This window comes from Nocardiopsis sp. CC223A (assembly GCF_030766825.1).
In the GTDB taxonomy this organism is placed as follows: Bacteria; Actinomycetota; Actinomycetes; order Streptosporangiales; family Streptosporangiaceae; genus Nocardiopsis.
This window is the reverse complement of sequence record NZ_JASFDV010000033.1, coordinates 1-20,128: the sequence shown is the minus strand read 5'-3', so window position 1 is coordinate 20,128 and position 20,128 is coordinate 1. Positions and strand designations below refer to the sequence as shown.

Annotated in this window: 17 protein-coding genes; 10 read left to right on the top strand and 7 right to left on the bottom strand. The window is 71.5% G+C overall.

Annotated elements, in window-relative coordinates; translation table 11 throughout:
* Positions 1–308: 308 nt before the first annotated feature.
* A complete protein-coding gene (locus QJS33_RS15230) occupies positions 309–491 on the bottom strand; it encodes a DUF397 domain-containing protein (protein ID WP_306368629.1) in 183 nt (60 codons plus the stop codon).
* Entirely contained in the window at positions 488–1,252 is a 765-nt protein-coding gene (locus tag QJS33_RS15225; RefSeq protein WP_306368628.1) for a Scr1 family TA system antitoxin-like transcriptional regulator, read from the bottom strand. The genes QJS33_RS15230 and QJS33_RS15225 overlap by 4 nt, the downstream gene beginning before the upstream one ends.
* A 98-nt stretch (positions 1,253–1,350) precedes the next feature.
* On the opposite strand from QJS33_RS15225, the gene QJS33_RS15220 reads away from it, so the two are divergent.
* Positions 1,351–1,632 (top strand): hypothetical protein, encoded by a 282-nt coding sequence (locus QJS33_RS15220; RefSeq protein WP_306368627.1) that lies wholly within the window; start codon positions 1,351–1,353, stop codon positions 1,630–1,632.
* A gap of 140 nt (positions 1,633–1,772) precedes the next feature.
* A complete protein-coding gene (locus QJS33_RS15215) occupies positions 1,773–2,009 on the top strand; it encodes a hypothetical protein (RefSeq protein ID WP_306368626.1) in 237 nt (78 codons plus the stop codon).
* A 1,878-nt stretch (positions 2,010–3,887) separates the two neighbouring features.
* Here the strand turns inward: QJS33_RS15215 and QJS33_RS15210 are convergent.
* The 3 genes from QJS33_RS15210 to QJS33_RS15200 all read right to left on the bottom strand — a co-directional run bounded on the left by QJS33_RS15210 (position 3,888) and on the right by QJS33_RS15200 (position 7,018).
* Complete coding sequence (locus tag QJS33_RS15210) at positions 3,888–4,544, bottom strand: ABC transporter ATP-binding protein (protein WP_306368625.1); 657 nt, start codon at positions 4,542–4,544, stop codon at positions 3,888–3,890.
* A 39-nt stretch (positions 4,545–4,583) separates the two neighbouring features.
* Positions 4,584–6,641 carry a hypothetical protein gene (locus QJS33_RS15205; RefSeq protein ID WP_306368624.1) on the bottom strand — a complete coding sequence of 686 codons (2,058 nt, stop codon included), beginning with the start codon at positions 6,639–6,641 and terminating at the stop codon, positions 4,584–4,586.
* Between the two features lie 71 nt (positions 6,642–6,712).
* Complete coding sequence (locus QJS33_RS15200; RefSeq protein WP_306368623.1) at positions 6,713–7,018, bottom strand: lactococcin 972 family bacteriocin; 306 nt, start codon at positions 7,016–7,018, stop codon at positions 6,713–6,715.
* 250 nt (positions 7,019–7,268) lie between these two features.
* On the opposite strand from QJS33_RS15200, the gene QJS33_RS15195 reads away from it, so the two are divergent.
* Both QJS33_RS15195 and QJS33_RS15190 read left to right on the top strand, forming a co-directional pair.
* Positions 7,269–8,210 (top strand): zinc-binding dehydrogenase, encoded by a 942-nt coding sequence (locus tag QJS33_RS15195; protein ID WP_306368622.1) that lies wholly within the window; start codon positions 7,269–7,271, stop codon positions 8,208–8,210.
* Positions 8,211–8,316: 106 nt separating this feature from the next.
* Entirely contained in the window at positions 8,317–8,724 is a 408-nt protein-coding gene (locus QJS33_RS15190; protein WP_306368621.1) for a VOC family protein, read from the top strand.
* Between the two features lie 101 nt (positions 8,725–8,825).
* Here QJS33_RS15190 and QJS33_RS15185 read toward each other — a convergent pair whose 3' ends face one another.
* Both QJS33_RS15185 and QJS33_RS15180 read right to left on the bottom strand, forming a co-directional pair.
* Positions 8,826–11,048: a hypothetical protein gene (locus QJS33_RS15185; RefSeq protein WP_306368620.1), complete on the bottom strand. Its 2,223-nt coding sequence runs from the start codon at positions 11,046–11,048 to the stop codon at positions 8,826–8,828.
* A gap of 388 nt (positions 11,049–11,436) precedes the next feature.
* Positions 11,437–12,702: a class I SAM-dependent methyltransferase gene (locus QJS33_RS15180; RefSeq protein ID WP_306368619.1), complete on the bottom strand. Its 1,266-nt coding sequence runs from the start codon at positions 12,700–12,702 to the stop codon at positions 11,437–11,439.
* Positions 12,703–12,947: 245 nt separating this feature from the next.
* Between QJS33_RS15180 and groES the strand changes: the two genes are divergently transcribed.
* The 6 genes from groES (at position 12,948) to QJS33_RS15150 (ending at position 20,057) form a co-directional block, all read left to right on the top strand.
* Complete coding sequence (gene groES, locus QJS33_RS15175) at positions 12,948–13,259, top strand: co-chaperone GroES (RefSeq protein ID WP_220564839.1); 312 nt, start codon at positions 12,948–12,950, stop codon at positions 13,257–13,259.
* A 118-nt stretch (positions 13,260–13,377) separates the two neighbouring features.
* Positions 13,378–14,985, top strand: a complete 1,608-nt coding sequence (gene groL / locus QJS33_RS15170) for a chaperonin GroEL (protein ID WP_306368618.1) — start codon at positions 13,378–13,380, stop codon at positions 14,983–14,985.
* 256 nt (positions 14,986–15,241) lie between these two features.
* The gene (locus tag QJS33_RS15165) at positions 15,242–15,883 is read left to right on the top strand and encodes a sigma-70 family RNA polymerase sigma factor (RefSeq protein WP_372339668.1); all 642 of its coding nucleotides are present in this window, start codon (positions 15,242–15,244) and stop codon (positions 15,881–15,883) included.
* Between the two features lie 410 nt (positions 15,884–16,293).
* A complete protein-coding gene (gene guaB, locus QJS33_RS15160) occupies positions 16,294–17,787 on the top strand; it encodes an IMP dehydrogenase (protein ID WP_306368616.1) in 1,494 nt (497 codons plus the stop codon).
* A 148-nt stretch (positions 17,788–17,935) separates the two neighbouring features.
* Positions 17,936–19,042: a GuaB3 family IMP dehydrogenase-related protein gene (locus QJS33_RS15155; protein WP_306368669.1), complete on the top strand. Its 1,107-nt coding sequence runs from the start codon at positions 17,936–17,938 to the stop codon at positions 19,040–19,042.
* A 154-nt stretch (positions 19,043–19,196) separates the two neighbouring features.
* A complete protein-coding gene (locus tag QJS33_RS15150; protein WP_306368615.1) occupies positions 19,197–20,057 on the top strand; it encodes a lytic transglycosylase domain-containing protein in 861 nt (286 codons plus the stop codon).
* Positions 20,058–20,128 lie beyond the last annotated feature (71 nt).

The following is a 20,128-nucleotide window of genomic DNA, read 5'->3' as shown; positions in this document are numbered from 1 at the left end:
ACCTAAGCGTCGCGGGGTCACTGTGTTCGGTTGTCGAGCTGAGGTTATGCGATGGCAAAGACGATAGGGCCATTTAGGCCCGAGTAGTGCCAGAAATTTTTCCCGGACCGGCGTCTGTGCAGGTGAACTCGCTTGCGGGAATTTTTCTGGCTATTGCCATTAAAGGTTCTATTCGGTCATCCGGGTACGAAAAATCCCCCGACCTGGAATTCCAGGACGGGGGCTCGGGCCGCGGAAGGGCCGGTCGTCGGTCTTTGCCGAGACGGGGGATCTCGGCTGGGCCGGGGCGGCGAAGGCCGTGGCCCGGATCATCGGTCGGTGCGGACGCCGGCGAGGAGGGCGGACCACTCGGTGCGGTCGAAGCTGAGGTGTCCGGCCTCCCGATGCTGGGTGTCGCGGACGTCCGCGCCGTAGGCGGACTCGCGCGCTTCGACGCAGTTCGCCCCGTTGGCGCTGTAGCTGGACTTGTGCCAGTCCGCAGGGTTGCTCATGTCGTGTGCTTCCTAAGTTCTTCTAGCGAGGCCTGGTGCGGGAGCGCGGCCCCTATGGCGGCGGTGGCTTCTACGGATAGCCGGTCGTGAGAGTCCGCCTCATGGATCACGTTACCGTCCGCATGGTCGCTCACCACCGCGAGATCACCCGTGCGCAGGCGGAAAACCATGAGAGGCGCAGCAGGGACCAACAACGTGGTTCCCTCGGGCACCAGATGCAGCATCACCCGGTCGGTTTCCGCCCAGGTGAGCAGCGCTCGCGCCTGGGCGGTTCGGAGGGTCGGGGGCAAGCCCGACACGGCGGCAGCGGGGAACACGGCAGTGACGCGCAGGTCGGGCAGTTCTGTGAGCCGCTCGCAGCGTAGGGACACCAGACGAGCGATTTCTTCCGGGCTCGCCGCCGGTAGTCCGGCCCGGAAGACGGCGGCGGCGACCTCGGGGCACTGCAATATGCCGGGCGTCGCCGCCGGGGTTATCAGCATGAGGTGGCGGGCTGCCGCCTCGATCGCCGCGAGGTCCCGGGCCCAGTCCGGCAAGCCGGTGCCGTTGGTGTGCGCCTGCCAGGCGGATAGCACTTTCCCGCCCGCGGAAAGGACTTTGTCCAGCCTTTCTGCATTATCGCGCTTAGGGTCTGAATGTCCTAGTTCCCAGCGGTTGACCGATGACGGGCTGACGTTTGCGCGCGCAGCGAGCTGTTTCTGTGTCAGCCCTGCGACCTCGCGGTATCGCGTGAGGGTGTCTGCGAACAGATTGGGGGTCATGTGCTTATGGTGTCCAACTGATTCCGTGGGGAAACCGCAAAATCCCGTGTGGTCCCGAACCCTATGGGATCTTGTCGGTGCTGTTCACCATGGGTTTCATGAGCGACACAGCACGCCTCCCTGATGCAAGTGACACCGCAATGGCGGTCATGGCGCTGCACTCGGCGCTGCGCCGCCGGGGGATCGCCGTGACGGACGGCGACCTTCCGGGATCGGTGCGGGCCGAGCACGCGGGACGCCGGGTGGACGTCCGCTACTCCGACCGCCACTGGTGGCGGACGATGCCGGGTGACCCCCGCGTCACCGTCCCGATCGCGCCGGAAGGCAGCGAACACACCCTGGCCCGCGACCTCGTCGCCGAACTCCTCGGCCGCCTGTGAACGGCCACGGCGAACTCACGTGGGCCGACTTCGCCCGCCTCACCGCACCCCGTACCCGACCGGCTCCGGTCGCCGACCGCGTTCCCGGGCCACTGCCCCGGCGCCTTCCCATCACCCGCAAGAAAGGCAAGGACCCTGCGATGACCTCTCCGCGCACCTCCGCCACGACGCGCACCGACCGTCCCGCGACCCGTGCCCAGCGGGAGCGGGCCGACGAACTCTTCGACCGCCTCTCCTCCCTCCTCCGCGACGCCGCCGACCCCGGAGCCGACACCGCGGCACTCCTGCGCCGGGCGGACCGCGCCTTCGACGCCCTCCACCGGCACCTCTGCAACGGCGGCGCGTTGCCCAGCCTGTGGGTCAACGCCCGTCGCTGACGTGGCAATGGCCATGCTCATTCCTCCTGCGGCGGAAGGTACTCTTCGCTTCCACAGCCCGGCCCTGGGCAACCACGTCCATGGGCCGAGGTGTCCTCCTTGGAATCTGTGACCGATCTCCGGGCTGTACTTCCGCGTATCCCCCGTCCCCGCAGCCGGAGGGCGTCGTGCGGCCTCCGGCCCAGGGGGTTTCCCACCCGATCGGGGCCTCAGCCATAGCCGGAGGGCGTCGTGCGGCCTCCGCCTCGGGGGGTTTCCCACCTGCCCGGGGCCTCAGCCATAGCCGTGTCACGCCACTGGGGCCCCGGCCGAAGGGGGTGAGAGGTACGTGGAGGTTTCCAAGTCGCCCGCCATCTGGGAAGGGCGGTGTGAGGGCGCTCTCTCAGAAGTGTTGTGCTCCACCGGTCACCGTTTGGGAAGGTACAGACCCGGGCCGGGCGTCGATCCGTCCCCGCGTACGAGGTCCGGCAGGCCGCTGGGCGGTTGCGTTCGAAGCACGCCCGGGGTGGTGGGGGTTGGTTCAAGGGGACGGGTCGGTGACCGGCGGCACGCTCAGCCACACATGTCCACGGAGAGAACGCTGTGACTGCAAAGCCGCGGTTGCTCAGACCTCGCTTGTCACCCTGGCCACAGGCGGTGCAACCCCGGCCGGCACTGCCCTCCCGCACCGCTGGGGGTGACAGGGAGGAAGAACCGCCACCCGCGCTTCAGGGGGTGGAGGCGGCAGGTACCGGAACCCCTGCCGCTGGGGGTGCGGGCCGCGCTCATCCCTGCGGCCCTGGCTCCCGGGTCTCGGAAGGAAGGACCAGAACCCCCGCCGCACGGGGGTGACGGCCACAGGAGGCCTGAAGGCACGGGACAAGAGGCAGAGGGCAGGGGGGTTTCGGGAGGCGGGGCACCATCGCCACCGGCACCACCAAAAACGTGGACGTGGTCACTCTCTGTGGCCGTGGGTGGCGGTGGAGGCGGGGGTTTCACCCTCTGGGGTCGGGGAGGGCGATCGGGGCCGGGGTCACTACGGCAGGCGGCTGAGGTGACAAGCGAGGTCTGAGCAATAGCCTGTTTCCAGTCACAGCGTTCTCTCCGTGGACATGTGTGGCTGAGCGTGCTGCCGGTCACCGACCCGTCCCCGGAAAGCGCACCCCCACCACCCGGGGCGTGAGCCCAACGCACCCGCCCGGCGCTCTGCCGGGCGCCGACTGCGCGGGGACGGGTCGACGCCCGGCCCGGGTCTGTACCTTCCCAAGCGGTGACCGGTGGAGCACAACACTTCCGAGACAGCGCCCACAGACCGCCCTTCCCAAGCGGTGACCGTCCTGGAAACCTCCACGTTCCTCTCACCCCCTGCGGCCGGGGTTCCGTTCCGCTCTACCGACACCCCCTTCGGGCGGGGCGGGAGGACTCTTGCGGCCTCCACCCCCTAGGGCGGGGACGGGAGGACTCTTGCGGCCTCCACCCCCTGGGGCGGGGGCGGCCAGGGATGTGACCGGGCTGGGGCTGAGGCCCCAGGCCGGGTGGGAACCCCCGGGGCACAGGCCGCGCGACGCCTTCCGGCTGTGGCGGGCCGTCCCGGTCGGGTGGGAACCCCCGGGTCCGGGACTGAGGGAACGCCTGGCCGGACCCCTGGAGCCGAAGGAGATGATGCTGCCTCCGGCAGGACCGGGACCCCGGACAGGCCACCCCTCACCCCCACAGCGTTAAAAAGCAAGGAGGAGAGGACACAGACAGACCGGCCGGGCGCCCCGATCGGGTGGACAACCCCCTGCGGCCCGGGTCGCGCGGCGCCCTCCGGTTGTGGCCGGGCGCCCCGGTTGCGTGAGGGGTCGCCGTTGTGGCGGGGGGGCACGACGCCTCCGGTCGGTCCCGGGAAGGAAACCCTCAGAGGCCGCTGTGGGCCAAGGTCACTTCGCGGCCGCAGGCCTCCACCACCGTGCGGTCGTGGGTGGCGATGACGACGGTCCGGCCCGCCTCGTTCATCCCGCGCAGCAGCCCGAGCACCACGTCGCGGTTGTCGGCGTCCAGCGACCCCGTCGGCTCGTCCGCGAGCACCACCTCACACGGCTTGAGCATCAGCCGGGCGATGGCCACCCGTTGCTGCTCCCCGCCCGACAGCGAGAACACCTTCCGCTCCTCGGTTCCCGCCAGCCCCACATGCTCCAGGGCCTCGGCCATCCGCTCCTTCTTCGACCCGCCCCCCGGCGCGTAGGCGAGCGCCACCTCCAGGTTCTCCCGGACCGTCGCGCTCTCGATCAGCGCGAAGTTCTGGAACAGGTACCCCAGGTGCGAGCGCAGGTACCGTTTCGCACCCCGGCTGCGCGGCCGCGGTGCGCGCTCGCCTAGCAGGCGGACCTCGCCGCCGTCCGGGGCCTCCAGCAGCCCCATCAGGTTCAGGACCGTGGACTTGCCCGACCCGCTGGCCCCGGTGACCGCCACCATCTCCCCGGCCCCGACCGCGAGGTCGAAACCGTCGAGCACGGCCCGTCCGCCGTACTCCTTGCGCACACCGCGCAGCTCGCAATGGGTCGTCGTCGCCATCTCGGCGGTTCCCTCTCCTTCGTGTTCCAGAACCCGTGATCAGGCCTGGGACGCGCCTTCCCGGACGATCCGGCGGTGGAAGTACGCCAGCACCCCCAGCACGATCGCCAACACGGCGACGCCGATCGCCGCGGACAGCGCGAATTGTGCTTGGGCCCGCACCACGTCCGACTCGAACACCCCCAGTTCGATGACTCTGAAATCCGCCAGTGCGTCCCACAGCCCCTTGGCCGCGTAGCCGACGAACAGCGCCACCAGTCCCACCTCCACCAGCAGGAACCCCCGGTGCGTCGCCGCGAACGACCACCCCGAGATGTGCCGGGCGAAGATGTGCTGGGCCCGCGCCCGGGTGTACACCAGGCAGGCGGCGACGGAGGTCAGGGCCAGCACCGCGACCGACGCCGCCAGGTTGAACACGTTCATCCGCAGGTCCCCCAACCAGCGGTGATGGTCGAGGGCGGCCCGCTCGGGGATGGATTCCACGGCAACGATGTAGGACGACAGCGGGGGTTCGGCGGCGTCCCGGGCAGCGGCGTCCCCGTCGAGGAAGACGATGCCGCCGCCGGAGGCGATGGTGGCGTACATCCCTCCGTCGAAGTACCCCGGCGGGTGGACGATGACGACCGGGTCGGTGAGGACGGGGCGGATACTCCATGTCAGGTCCGAGGTCGTGGCGTAGGTGGGGAAGGTGTGGCCGTCGGGGTAGGTGAGGACGGTGACCGGGCCGTCGCGGTGCTCCTCGGCGGCGGAGTACTCGGCCCCGTACTGGACCCCGTTCACCAGATGGTCGGAGTATCCGGTCAGGGATTCCGGCACCAGGATGCGTACTCCGGGCCCGTAGAGTGCGGCCTCACCGACATCGACGCCTGCGTGCGCAAGGTAGGTCTCGTTCACTGACAGCACGTCTATGCCGGTGGCCCGCACCTCAGGAGTCAGGACGTCCTGTGCGAGTTTCTGCTCGACCATGATCACTTCGCCACGTGCGTCGGCGTCCACGATCCAGGGGCCGACGATGGTCTCGTAGGCCTCGAACGACTCCTCCATGTCGGCGCCGCCTCCGATGCGGGGCGCCCCCATCTCCTCGGTACCGGTCAGGGAGTCGAGTCCGGCCTGGTGCTCGGCGACCCGCTCCCCGTAGGTGAAGGTGGCGGTCGCCGAGACTAGGACCAGTGCCACCGAGGCGATCCGCACCGCGTACGCCGACACCGCGACGCTGCGCACAGGCAGCCTTCCTTTGATCGCGGTGGGTACGGCGGTGAGGTGTAGGAGGGCGAGGGCGGCGGCGTGGGAGGCCAGCGCCGCGGCCAGGAGCAGAACCGCGAAGACGGCGGTCACCGCCGCCAGTTCCCCCACCCGGGCGAAGCCGTTGTACCACCACAGGAAGACGGCGAACGCGGCCGTGCTCGTGGGGGCCAGGAGCAGCCAGGCCCGGGTGACTCCGCGCAGGTCGGCGGCGAGGATGCGTCCGTAGGAGTGCCCGTGCAGGCGTCTGACGCCGTAGGCGCGGGCGTTGAGCAGCACACCGGCGCCCGTGGTGGCGGTGACGAAGGCCAGGACCAGCAACAGCATGGTGCCGAGGGCTTCGTTGAAGATGATGGTGCCCGGGTAACGGGCCATGACCGAGAGGGCCGGGTCGATCTCGCCCGACAGGCCGACCGACTCCAGGGTTCCGAGGACCAGTTCGGCGTCGGCCGCCGTGCCCTCGACCCAGTAGGAGCCGCGCGGGTCGTCCTCGTCCAGTTCTGCCAGGGCATGGACCCGCAACTGCGGCACAGGTGTGAAGTTCGGGTACCCGTTCTCCGCCCAGGAGCGCATATCGCTCCCGGGCACGGAGGAGAGCACGTACAGCTCCATGCCCCCATCGAGGTCACGGGGGGCGGCTCGGGTGGCCATGACAGCGACCGGTCGTTCCTCGGACAGGGCGGTCAGGGCGGCGACGACCTCTTCCGTACTCGCGCCGCCCTCGTTGCCGTCGACACCCACGTAGTGGACCGGCCCGAGATCGTTGTACCGGTGCATCGCGGCCATGGTGAGGAATCCCAGGAGCATCGCCATGGCGATCACCACGGTGTGGACGAAGGCGAGGATACGGTGCACGGGACCTCTCAGCGGGAGGGACCGCCTCTGCGGCCCCTTGTACGTAGGGGATCAGTGAGGCGAGGGTTCGTTCAGCACCTGTTGTAGAAGGACTCCTCGACATGGAACGGGCTGTCCGCGAGGGAGGCACGTGCCCAGATACGAGGATCGGCCTTCTCCGAGTCCTTCACACTGGTGTTTTTGCGTGCAACGGTCGCCGTGTGGCAGAAGGTGTTGTGCAGGTACTGCGAGTGCGCGGTGCCGTTCTGGGTGCCGTAGCGCCAGGTGCCGCCGCCTGCGGGCACCTCCCGGAGGGCGGCCAGTGCGGCGCCCGTACCCATGGAGAGGAAGACGGTGGCGAGCAGCGCGACGACCGTGCTCTTGCGGAAACCGGACACGGGGGCTCCTTCGGCTGGGGGCGGACGGGAAGGCATCCGACAGCAAAGCGTGTACGCCCGATCGCCGCAAGTGTCCGGAAGGTCCGGTTCGCCACCCGCTCCCGGAGGTGCCGCGTCCCATCTGCGCGGACGTCCACCGCTCCCCGTCCCCGATGTCCGCATCCGGCCATCCCGACCCGCCCGCACGCCACGCGGAACACGTTCCCCTCCGGGCTAGAACTCGGTTCGGTGAATGTGGTCGACTACCGGCATGTTCGCGATCACAGCAGCACGTGCTTCCTTCGACGACCCCCTCTCCGCGCTCGAAGCCGGTGAGCGCCCCGACCCCGGGCCCCGTGACGGCTGGACCGTGGTCGACGTCAGGGCCGCCTCCCTCAACCACCACGACCTGTGGAGCCTGCGCGGCGTCGGCCTGCCGGCCGACCGCCTTCCGATGATCCTGGGCTGCGACGCCGCCGGGACCGACGAGGACGGCAACGAGGTCATCGTCCACGGCGTCGTCGAGGACGGCGCCGGCCGCCCGACGATCCTGTCCGAGAAGTACGACGGCACCTTCGCCGAACGGGTGCTCGTGCCCCGGGCCAACCTGCTGCCCAAGCCGCCGGAGCTGTCCTTCGAGGAGGCCGCCTGCCTGCCCACGGCGTGGCTGACCGCCTACAGCATGCTGTTCGGCAAGATCGACCTGCGCCCCGGTTCGACGATCCTCGTCCAGGGCGCGGGCGGCGGCGTGTCCGTGGCGCTGGTCAAGCTCGCGGTACGGGCCGGGCACCGGGTGTACGTGACGAGCCGGGACGAGGGCAAGCGCAAGAAGGCCCTGGAGCTGGGCGCCTACGCGGCGGTGCCGACGGGGGAGCGGCTGCCCGAGCGGGTGGACGCGGTGTTCGAGTCGGTGGGCCAGGCCACCTGGGCGCACTCGGTGCGCGCCCTCAAGCCCGGCGGCGCCATCGTCGTCTGCGGCGCCACCAGCGGCGACGCGCCGCCGGCCGAGCTGACCCGGGTGTTCTTCTTCCAGTTGCGGGTCATCGGCTCCACCATGGGCACCCGGGACGAACTGGCGGGCCTGACGGAGATGTGCGCCCGTACGGGGGTGCGGCCGGTGATCGACCGGGTGCTGCCGCTGGACCGGGCCGCCGAGGGCTTCCGGGCGATGGCCGACGGCGGGCTGTTCGGCAAGGTCGTCTTCACGCCTTGAGGACGCCTTCGATTCCCGGGGAGTGGAGGACGGAACCCGTCCTCCACTCCCCGTAGCGTCGTTCCCACCGACCGGAACCCCGCGCGGGGACCACGAAGGGACGATCATGCTGCGAGGACTCACCACCGTCACCCTGTGGGCCGATGACGTCGCCGAGGCGGCCCGCCGGTACAGCGGGGTCCTGGGCGCCGAGCCCTACTTCGAGCGCCCCGGCCGCGGCCTGCCGTCCGGGTACGTGGAGTTCCGGACCGGCGACCACCAGCACGAACTCGGCATCGCCGACCGCCGCTACGCACCCCCGGCCGGACAGCCGGGCCCGGGCGGCGCGGTCGTGTACTGGCACGTCGACGACGTCGAGGCCGCCCTGGCCCGACTGCTGGAGCTGGGCGCGCAGGAGTACGAGCCGCTCACCGTCCGGGGTGAGGGCTTCGTGACCGCGTCGGTGGTCGACCCTTTCGGCAATGTTCTCGGGGTCATGTACAACGCCCACTACTTGGAGATGCTCCGGTCCTGACCGGGTACCCGGAGACCCGGGCTCCGTACACGGGAAGGGGCGGAGCGCCACCGGCGCCCCGCCCCTCATCGCGATCCCCGCACCCGCCTCAGCGCGGCGGTCTACTCGTCGTCGTCCTCTTCGTCACGGCGGCGCTTGCGCTTGGTGGGGACGCCGGAGCCGCCCTCACGCCCCGGGCGCAGCAGCGCCTCGGCCAGGGCCAGCACCGTCTCCTCCAGGGAGGCGAACCGCTTGGTGATGTCGTCGTGGGAGTTCTCGACCGCCTCGGTGACGGTCTCCTCCAGCTCGTGCCGGTCCGGGCGCTGCTTCAGCTCGCGCAGCACCGGGGTGACCGCCGAGGTGACGTGCTCGTCGATCTCGTCCAGCTTGTCGCCGTGGTCGATCTGCGGGCGCTCCACCAGCTCGGTCAGGCGGCGGTGCAGCTCGCTGACCTCCATGGTCTGCGGGAGCTGGTTGAGGCGCTGGTTGAGCGCCTCCAGCCGGTCGTCCACGGCCTCCAGCCGGCCGTCGACGCCGTCGAAGTGCCCGCTGACACCCTCGAACTGGCCCTCGACGCCGTTGACCCGGCCGTCGATGCCGTCCAGGCGGCCGTTGACGCCGTCCATCCGACCGTCGATCCGGTCGATCTTGCCCTCGATGCCCTCGAACTGGCCCTCGAAGTGCCCCTCGAAGGTGTCGAAGCGGTCGGTGAGGCGGCCCAGCTCGTGGTCGACCTTGCCGGTGATCTGGGCGAGGTGGCCGTCCACCTTGGTGGTGAGGGCCTCGCGCTGGCGCTCCAGCCGCTCGTCCAGGGCGGTGCGGTGCGTCTCGACCTGTTCGGTGAGCGCCTCGGTGAGGGTCTGCGACCGGTCCTCGGCGTCGGTGGCCAGGCGTGCGGCGCTCTCCGCCACGAACGTGCGCAGCTCCTCGAAGCCGGCGGCGACCCGCTCGGCGTCCTCGGAGATCCGGGAGGCGAGGGAGTCGGTGCGCTCGGTGAAGGACTCGTTCATCCGCTCGGCGGCCGCCTCGGCGCGCTCGCGGGCCTCGGTCCGGCCCAGCTCCAGCTGCTCGTCCAGTTCGGACAGGCGCTGGCGCAGGTGGGTGCGCAGGTCCAGCAGCGCGGTCTCGTTGTCCTTGCGCAGGGCGGTGACCGCGCCGGTGACGTCGGCGACGGCGGCGGTGGCCTCGGCGTGGTTCTCCTCGGCCAGGGTCGTCAGCTGGGTGACGCCTCCGTCGACCTTGGCGGCCAGGGCCTCGTGGCGCTCGACGAGCGCGTCGTGCCGCTCACCCGTGGCGGCGGCCAGGGCGGACAGCTCGCCGTTCAGCTCGCCGGTGTTCTCCTGGAGGCGCGCGAGCAGGGCCTCGTGCTTCTCCGCCAGGGCGGCGGACAGCTCGGCGGCCTTGGCGTCGGCCTGCTCGGTGAGGGCCGTGCGCAGCCCGTCGGTGCGCTCGCCCAGGTCGGTGCGGGCCTCGCCCAGGGCCTCGGTGAGGGCGGTGCGGCCCTCCGCGACGGCGGTGGACAGCTCCTCGCGGGCGGCGGACACGGCCTCGGCGAGTTCGGCGGCCTTGGCGTCGCTCTGCTCGGTGAGGGCGGTGCGGGCGCCGGTGACGGCCTCGGCCAGCTCCCCGGCCTTGGCGTCGGCCTGCTCCGTCAGCGCGGTGCGGGCCTCGCCCAGGGCGGTGGACAGCTCCTCGCGGGTGCCCGCGACGGCCTCGGTGAGGGCGGTGCGGTTCTCGGCCAGCGCCTCGGCGAGCTCGGTGTGCCGGGTGCCGGAGGTCTCGGCGAGCGCGGCGAGCGAGGCCTCCACGGCCTCGGTCTTGGCGCTGAGCTCGGACAGCGCGCCGTCGAGGGCGGTCAGCCGCGACTCGAAGGACTCCGACAGGGTGGTCAGCCGCTCGCCCAGCTCGCCGACCTGCTCGGCGGTGCGGTTCCCGGTCTCCGACATGCGCTGGAGGCGGGTGAGCGCGGTGTCCAGGTGCCCGGCGATGCGGTGGGTGTCCGCGCGCAGGGACGGCATGTCCGACAGCGGCTTGACCTGGCGGCCGACGACCTCGATGTGCTCGGCCAGGGTCTCGGCCCATTCCGGCGGTCGGGCCAGGAAGTCGTCGATGCGGCCGTTGACCGCGGTGAGGGACTCGGCGAGGGCGGTGAGCTCGCGCTCGCGCAGCTCGCGCAGGAGCCACTCCATGCCTTCCAGGCGCTGGCGCATCTCCTCGGTCACCGCACCCTGCGACTTCTGCTCGGAGTCATGCTCGTGGGCCGCCTGGGAGAGCAGGTCGCGCATGCGGTCGGAGATCCCGGCCTGACCTCCCCCGTTGAGGAAGTTGTGATTGCTCTGTTCCACCGAGGTGCTCCTTGTTCTCTCTGGCGCTCCCGACACCTGGCCCGGGGGAATGGACGGTGGGTGTTCCGGGCAGGTCGGGTTCTCGATGGTCCCCGGGCGGGCGGCGGTCCCGCAGGTGTTCATGCCTCAATGTAATCAGAGTGTGACTGTGTGTATACATGCGAGGCAAAGGGCCAGCGTCGATCGAACCGCGTTGCGGATCACTCACGCACGGCCTTCCGGGTGGACCCATGAGAAGGGAGGGAATCGCGGGCCCAGTCTAACGACCCGGACCGCCCTCCCCCAGGGGATGGGGAAAGATATCGGCCCTGTGAGATAACGATCCGATACCTCGGTTCCTACTCTGGGTGACCACCCCTCCCCGGGTACACCGGGTGATCCCCCCAGGTCAGACCGGCGGGGACGGTGCCGCGGCACCCGGTCGGCCCGCCCCGGCCGGCAGTTCGCGGCACAGCAGCGCGAAGGGCCGCTCCCCGATCCGGGTGAGCACCACCGTGGCCGCACCCGGGCCGGAGGCCTTGAGGTCGCGGCGCAGCTTCTCGGTGTCCACCGCCGAACCCCGCTTCATCACCGTCACCGTCCCCACCCCGCGCTCGCGCAGCGCGGCCCTGACCCGTTTGAGGGAGAAGGGCAGCACCTCCTCCACCTCCAGCACCCGCCACAGCGGGGAGCGCACCGCGGTGTCCGCGGTGAAGTAAGCGATCCGCTCGTCCAGCAGCGCCCCGTCCACCCGGGCCGCGGCCTCGGCCACCAGGTGCGAGCGCACCACCGCCGGGTCCGGGTCGTACAGGTACCGGCGGGCCGGGGCCACCGGCGCCGGCCCCGGGTCGGAGTCCCCGTCCAGGTGCGTGCGCGAACCGTCGCGTTCGGACAGCACCGTGGCCCGGCGGCGCGGCCCGCCCGCCAGCGCCCCGAACCACAGGGCCGCCTCCTTCAGCTCGCCGTCCACCGAGATCCACTCGGTGTCCGCGCCCGGCGGCAGCGCCTCGTGCGGGATGCCCGGGGCGGCTTTCAGGCACGCCGCCTCCGCCCCCTCGGCCAGGGCCACCGCCACGTCCCACGGCGGGGAGTAGGCGGCGGGGTCGAACACCCGGCCGCGCCCGCCGCGCCGGGCCGGGTCGCACACCAGCAGCGGGTACCGGCCCGGGGCGATCTCCGTGACATCGCCCTCGCGCACCCGGGCCGTGTCCGCCAGGCCCAGCGCCCCGATGTTGGCCCGGGCCACCGCCGCGGTCGCCGGGTCCAGCTCCACTCCCTCCACCGGAACGCCCCGGGCGGCCAGCGCCAGCAGGTCCGCGCCGATCCCGCAGCACAGGTCGCCCGCCGGGCCCGTGTGGGCCTTCGCCACCCGCTCGGCCCGGTACTCCGCCACGGACCGGCGGGTGGACTGCTCCAGGCCGTTCGGGGTGAAGAACATCCGGTCCGCCAGGTCGCCGAACTTGGCCCGTCCGCGAACACGCAGCGAAATCTGGGTGAGGACGGCGTTCACCAGCTCGGAAACGGGTAGGTCGGGGTCGAGGGCGGCCACCCGCGGGTCCTCGCGCAACCGGGAGGCCGCCGTCAGCGCGTCCCGGGCGGCCGATTCGGCGTCCACCGACGCCAGGACGTCCCGGCCCGCGTCGGTCAGCAGGGCCTCGAACGCGGGCACGCGCATGGATCTCCTTCACCACGGTGGGGCGGTCCCGCTCTGGGCCGGGTCCGGTAGCGCCGCTGACCAGGGGTCACGGTCACATTTCCATTCTGGCACTCTCGGGGGTAGAGTGCTAATCGCGACGAGGCCGGTCTGGCACCCGCGACGACAGGCCGCCGCGGTCGCCCCTTTTTCTCAGCCGGTCCGTGCCCTCACGTGCACGGAGCCGGAGTACTGGACACCGAAATCCTGAAGGGGGAGGTCACACAGTGTCGACCGCCACCAAGACCGTGCTGAAGCCGCTTGAGGACCGCGTCGTGGTCAAGGCCCTGGAGGCCGAGCAGACCACCGCTTCCGGCCTGGTCATCCCGGACACCGCCAAGGAGAAGCCCCAGGAGGGCGAGGTCCTCGCGGTGGGCCCGGGTCGCTGGGACGACGAGGGCGAGAACCGTATCCCGCTGGACGTCCAGGTCGGTGACATCGTCCTCTACAGCAAGTACGGCGGCACCGAGGTCAAGTACGACGGCCAGGAGTACCTGGTCCTCTCCGCCCGCGACCTCCTCGCGGTCGTCGAGAAGTAGTTCTCGACGCGCCCCGTTCGCACGGGCGCGGAGCAGTAACCGCATCCCGCACCGGTCGGCACCTCGCCGGGCGGGCGGGATGCTCGCTTTTGGCCAGGCCTACCAAGGAAGAACCGGAATGCCGAAGATCCTGGAGTTCGAGGACGACGCCCGCCGCGCCCTTGAGCGTGGCGTCGACCGCCTCGCCGACGCCGTCAAGGTGACGCTGGGCCCGCGCGGCCGCAACGTCGTCATCGACAAGAAGTTCGGTGCCCCCACCATCACCAACGACGGTGTGACCGTCGCGCGTGAGATCGAGCTGGACGACCCCTACGAGAACCTGGGCGCCCAGCTCGTCAAGGAGGTCGCCACCAAGACCAACGACGCCGCGGGCGACGGCACCACCACCGCCACCGTGCTGGCCCAGGCGCTGGTCCGCGAGGGCCTGCGCAGCGTGGCCGCCGGGGCCTCCCCGATGTCCCTGAAGAAGGGCATCGACGCCGCCGCGGTCAAGGTGTCCGAGATCCTGCTGGAGCGCGCCCGCCCCGTCGAGGAGCGCGCGGACATCGCCTACGTCGCCACCAACTCCGCCCAGGACGCCCAGATCGGCGACCTGATCGCCGAGGCGTTCGACAAGGTCGGCAAGGACGGTGTCATCACCGTCGAGGAGTCCCCGACCTTCGGGCTGGACCTGGAGTTCACCGAGGGCCTCCAGTTCGACAAGGGCTACATCTCGCCCTACTTCGTGACCGACGGCGACCGCCAGGAGGCGGTGCTGGAGGACGCGCAGATCCTCATCAGCCAGGGCAAGATCTCCAACCTCAACGAGCTGCTGCCGCTGCTGGAGAAGATCGTCCAGAACAAGAAGCCGCTGCTGATCATCGCCGAGGACATCGAGGGCGACGCCCTGGGCGCCCTGGTGCTCAACAAGATCCGCGGCACCCTGAACGTCGCCGCGGTCAAGGCCCCCGGCTTCGGCGAGCGCCGCAAGGCCATGCTCCAGGACATCGCGATCCTCACCGGCGGCCAGGTCATCGCCGAGGAGGTCGGCCTCACCCTGGAGAACGCCGACGTGGACGTGCTGGGCACCGCCCGCCGCATCACCGTCACCAAGGACACCACCACCCTCGTGGACGGTGCCGGCGAGCAGTCCGAGGTCGAGGACCGCATCTCCCAGATCCGCAAGGAGATCGAGGCCAGCGACTCCGACTGGGACCGCGAGAAGCTCCAGGAGCGCCTGGCCAAGCTGGCCGGCGGCGTCTCGGTGCTGCGCGTGGGCGCGGCCACCGAGGTCGAGCTCAAGGAGAAGAAGCACCGCCTGGAGGACGCCATCTCGGCGACCCGCGCGGCCATCGAGGAGGGCATCGTCGCCGGCGGCGGCGCCTCCCTGGTGCACGCCTCCACCGCCCTGGACGACCTGGGCCTGACCGGTGACGAGGCCACCGGCGTGGGCATCGTGCGCCGCGCGCTGGTGCAGCCGGCCCGCTGGATCGCCGAGAACGCCGGCGCCGAGGGCTTCGTGGTGGTCCACCGCATCTCCGAGATGGAGGTCGGCCAGGGCTACAACGCCGCCAAGGGCACCTACGGCGACCTGACCGCCGAGGGCATCATCGACCCGGTCAAGGTCTCCCGCTCCGCCGTGCAGAACGCCGCCTCCATCGCGGGCATGCTGCTGACCACCGAGGTGCTGGTCGCGGACAAGCCCGAGGACGAGGGCGACGACGACGGCCACGGCCACGGCCACTGACGGATCCCGACGGGGTCCTTCCGTCGGCGGACGGCGGCGGTGGGCCGGCCCGGGGTGTTCCCGGACCGGCCCACCGGCCTGTGCGACGGGGCCTGCCGAGCGTGCTCCCGGGGTCCGGGAAGGTGTGCACTATCACGCGCACATCGGGTTTGGCCGCGCCCCCTGGTCCGTTTTGGGGTGAATTTTCCAAAACGTAACCATTCCGTAGTTGGCGATTGGAGCGGTCGACTCCGCGGACGGGGGCATGATCACTAGCGTGACGGATGCAAACGCCCGGGGGGGCGTTACCGCGCAGCGGCCAGGAACACCGGGGGAACCCGACCCCGCGTCGCGCGACACCGGACTGAACCACCTGGGATCGCGTGCGGTCCGGGGTGAGGACGGCGCCATGGACTCGCTGCTCCGCGAGGTCCGGCCCATGGTGGTCCGCTACTGCCGTGCCCGGCTGGCCCGGGTGTCCGGGCTGGCGCACTACTCCGACGACGTGGCCCAGGAGGTCTGCATCGCCCTGCTCTCGGCGGTCCCGCGCTACCAGGACCGGGGCCGCCCCTTCGCCTCCTTCGTCTTCGGCATCGCCGCCCACAAGGTGGCCGACACCCTGCGCGGCGCGGGCAGGGTGGAGCTGGTCTCCAGCGACTCCGTCCCGGACCGCCCCGACGAGGCGCCCGGGCCGGAGGAGTCCGCGGTGCGGGTCATCGAGGCCCAGCGCGCGCGGGAGTTGCTCGACGAACTCCCCGAGCAGCAGCGCCGGCTGCTGGTCATGAGGGTGATCGCAGGACTGACAGCGGATGAGACGGGACATGTACTTGGAATGTCGGCGGGCGCGGTACGGGTTGCCCAGCACCGGGCTATTGCTCGGCTTCGGCAGGTGGCCGTGGCGAACCGCCTCCTCCCCTGAGCGCGCCGGACGCCCGGGCGACGGGCGCCGCCCCTGCCCCGACCGCCCCCGCGCGCACGTGCCCTGCCGGGCCCTCGGCCCCGTCCGCTACACCCCGCGTTCTCGCCACTGACCCGCGCCCGCCGCACGGGCGGCATGGCGCGCGCCCGGCGGACCGGGAAGAACACGCACGCCTACGGCTGTTGACCTGGGCAAGGTCCTTCCCGGCCCGCGGTCGATCCGCTGCGCCCCACACGGTCCCATCTCAAACAGTGAGACTGCTCACTTTCTCGCCCCGGCGGCGGGGAGAACACCCCGTTCCCCCCGAGCCCACCGGGGCGACGACCTAGGATGAGACGACACGCGGGGGCGAGCACCGCGCGGGCGCGCCGGAGGGCCGGCGTGCCGGAGCGAGCAGCGGAGGTTGTGTCATGGGTCAGGAGAACATCGGCGACTACGGGGACAAACTGCTGCCGCCGGGGTTGACCTACGACGACGTGCTGCTCGTACCGGCCTACTCCGACATGCAGCCCGGCGAGGCCACCACCGCCACCCGGCTGTCCCGCAACATCGGCCTCAACATCCCGCTGCTGTCCGCCGCCATGGACACCGTGACCGAGGCGCGCATGGCCGTCGCCATGGCCCGCCAGGGCGGCGCCGGCGTCCTGCACCGCAACCTCTCCGCCGAGGACCAGGCCGCCCAGGTGGACCTGGTCAAACGCTCCGAGGCCGGGATGGTCACCGACCCGGTCACCTGCAAGCCCGAGGACACCCTCGCCGACGTCGAGCGCCTGTGTTCGCACTACCGGATCTCCGGCGTCCCCGTCACCGACGCCTCCGGCCGCCTGGTGGGCATCGTCACCAACCGCGACATGCGGTTCGAGAGCGACCGCGGCCGCCTGGTCCGCGACGTCATGACCACTCGGAACCTGGTCACCGCGCCGGTCGGCGTCAGCCGCGAGCAGGCCTTCCAGCTGCTGCGCGAGAACAAGGTCGAGAAGCTCCCGCTGGTGGACGCCGACGGCCGCCTGCGCGGCCTCATCACCGTCAAGGACTTCATCAAGAGCGAGCAGTACCCCGACGCCACCAAGGACGCCGACGGCCGCCTCGTCGTGGGCGCCGCCGTGGGCGTGGGCCCGGAGGCCACCGAGCGCGCCAAACTGCTGGTCGAGGCGGGTGTCGACTTCATCGTCGTGGACACCGCCCACGGCCACTCCGCCGGGTTGGCCGACATGGTCGCCAAGCTCAAGGCCAACGCCCGGGCCGACATCGTCGCCGGCAACGTCGCCACCCGCGCCGGCGCCCAGCTGTTGATCGACGCGGGCGCCGACGCCGTCAAGGTCGGTGTGGGCCCCGGCTCCATCTGCACCACCCGCGTCGTCGCCGGGGTGGGCGCCCCGCAGCTCACCGCCATCCTGGAGTCGGCCAAGGCGTGCGGCCCGGCCGACGTGCCGCTCATCGCCGACGGCGGGCTCCAGTACTCCGGTGAGATCGCCAAGGCCATCGCCGCCGGCGCCAGCAGTGTCATGCTCGGCAGTCTGCTGGCCGGTGTCGAGGAGAGCCCGGGCGAGCTCATCTTCATCAACGGCAAGCAGTTCAAGGCCTACCGCGGCATGGGCTCGCTGGGCGCCATGCGCGGCCGCTCCTTCTCCAAGGACCGCTACGCCCAGGCCGACGTCTCCGCCGAGGACAAGCTCATCCCCGAGGGCATCGAGGGCCAGGTGCCGTTCCGCGGCCCGCTCCAGGCGGTCGCCCACCAGCTCGTCGGCGGCCTGCACCAGTCCATGTGGTACGCGGGCACCCGCACCCTGGACGAGCTGCGCGAGCGCGGCCAGCTCATGCGCATCACCAGCGCGGGCCTGCGCGAGAGCCACCCGCACGACATCCAGATGACCGTCGAGGCGCCCAACTACAACGGCCGCTGACACACCGCCGCGCATCGGGCCGCCCGGAGTCCCTCCGGGCGGCCCGACCCGTTCCCGGGCCGGGGGCGGATAGACTCTCGGCGGTAGTGAAGGCACCGGTCGCACCGGCCGGGGCAGCACGTCAGAGGGGATCGAAGCGTTGGCTCAGGTGGAGATCGGGCTGGGCAAGAACGGGCGCCGGGCCTACGAGCTCGACGAGATCGGCATCGTGCCGGCTCGGCGCACGCGCGACCCGGAGGAGGTGTCGATCGCCTGGCAGATCGACGCCTACCGGTTCGAGACGCCGCTCGTGGCCAGCCCCATGGACAGTGTGGCCTCACCGGACACGGTCGTGGCGATCGGCCGCCTGGGCGGTCTGGGCGTCCTCGACCTCGAAGGCCTGTGGACCCGGTACGAGGACCCGGCGCCGCTGCTGGCGGAGATCAGCGAGCTGGGCGACGTGGCCGCCACCAAGCGGTTGCAGGAGATCTACGCCGCCCCCATCCAGGAGGAGCTGATCGGCCGCCGGATCGAGCAGATCCGCGACGCGGGCCTGGTCACCGCGGCCCGCCTGTCCCCGCAGCGCACCGCCCAGTACCACAAGGCGGTCGTCGACGCGGGTGTGGACATCTTCGTGATCCGCGGCACCACGGTGTCCGCCGAGCACGTGTCCGGGCGCGCCGAGCCGCTCAACCTCAAGCAGTTCATCTACGACCTGGACGTCCCGGTCGTGGTCGGCGGCTGCGCCACCTACACCGCCGCCCTGCACCTGATGCGCACCGGCGCCGCCGGCGTCCTGGTCGGCTTCGGCGGCGGCTCGGGCCACACCACCCGCTCCGTGCTGGGAGTGGCGGTGCCGATGGCCAGCGCCATCGGCGACGTCGCCGCCGCCCGCCGCGACTACCTCGACGAGTCCGGCGGCCGCTACGTGCACGTCATCGCCGACGGCGGGATGACCACCAGCGGCGACATCGCCAAGGCCCTGGCCTGCGGCGCCGACGCCGTCATGGTGGGCTCCCCGCTGGCCCGCGCCACCGAGGCGCCCGGCGCCGGCCACCACTGGGGCAGCGAGGCGCACCACGGCGAGCTGCCGCGCGGCGAGCGGGTGCAGGTCGGCACCATCGGCGACCTGTCCGCCATCCTGCACGGCCCGGCGTCCACCAGCGACGGCTCCATGAACCTCATGGGCGCGCTGCGCCGCACCATGGCCACCTCCGGCTACACCGACCTCAAGGAGTTCCAGCGGGTCGAGGTCGTGGTCAACCCGCACCGCTGACGGGCGTCGCGGGGGCGCGCCGGGGAACCGGGGCGTCCCCGCTTTTCGTTGTGCACCGGGAAAGCCTCCGGAGACCGTGTGCAACCATGTTCCGGCCGTCGGCGTCACACGACCCGACGACTCCGAGGGATTCTCCGAGGAAAGGGGTGGGGCGTTGGGCAGGAGTACCCGCGGCACGCGGAGCAAGGGTCCGCTCGCCGCCGTCTGCGTGACCCTGGCGCTGTGCCTGGCGCTGACCGGCGGCGTGCTCTTCGCGGTCGACCGGGTCTCGCGGTCGCTCTCCGACTGGGAGCCGCCCTCGTCGGCGGCCGAGGGCCCGCTGGACGGCACCATCGAGACGCCCCCGCACGACGAGCTCACCGGCCCTCCGGGGGCTGCCGAGGTCAACCGGGCCGAGTCGGAGCCGGTCGCCTCCGCGGGCGCCGACGAGCAGCAGACCCCCGAGACCGGGCCGCGCGCCGCCGACGACTGGCTGGAGCAGGTGTCGGGCGCCACGACCATCCCGGTGCGGGCCCTTCAGGGCTACGCCGGTGCGCAGCTCGCGCTGGCCGAGGAGCTGCCCTCCTGCAACCTGTCCTGGCCGACCCTGGCGGGCATCGGGTTCGTGGAGTCGCGGCACGGCACCTATGCGGGCGGCGAGATCGGGCCGGACGGTGTCACCACCGTGAACATCATCGGCATCCCGCTGGACGGCACCAACAACACCCGGACGATCCCCGACACCGACGGCGGCCTGCTGGACGGCGACACCACCTGGGACCGGGCGGTCGGCCCGATGCAGTTCATCCCGGGCACCTGGGCGCTGTGGGGCACCTCCGCGACGGGCGTCGGCGAGCCCGACCCGCACCAGATCGACGACGCGGCCCTGTCCGCCGGGCGCTACCTGTGCGCGAACGGCCGCGACCTGAGCACCGCGCAGGACTGGGAGGCGGCGATCCTGACGTACAACCGCTCCCCGGAGTACATGGCCGACGTCCTCGCCTACGCCCACGCCTACGCGGACGCGTCCGCCTGACCTGCGGTTCCTCGGCTGCACCGGGGGCGGCGGCGAGGGCCCGCACCCCCGCGGGAGAATCCGGGTGTGAG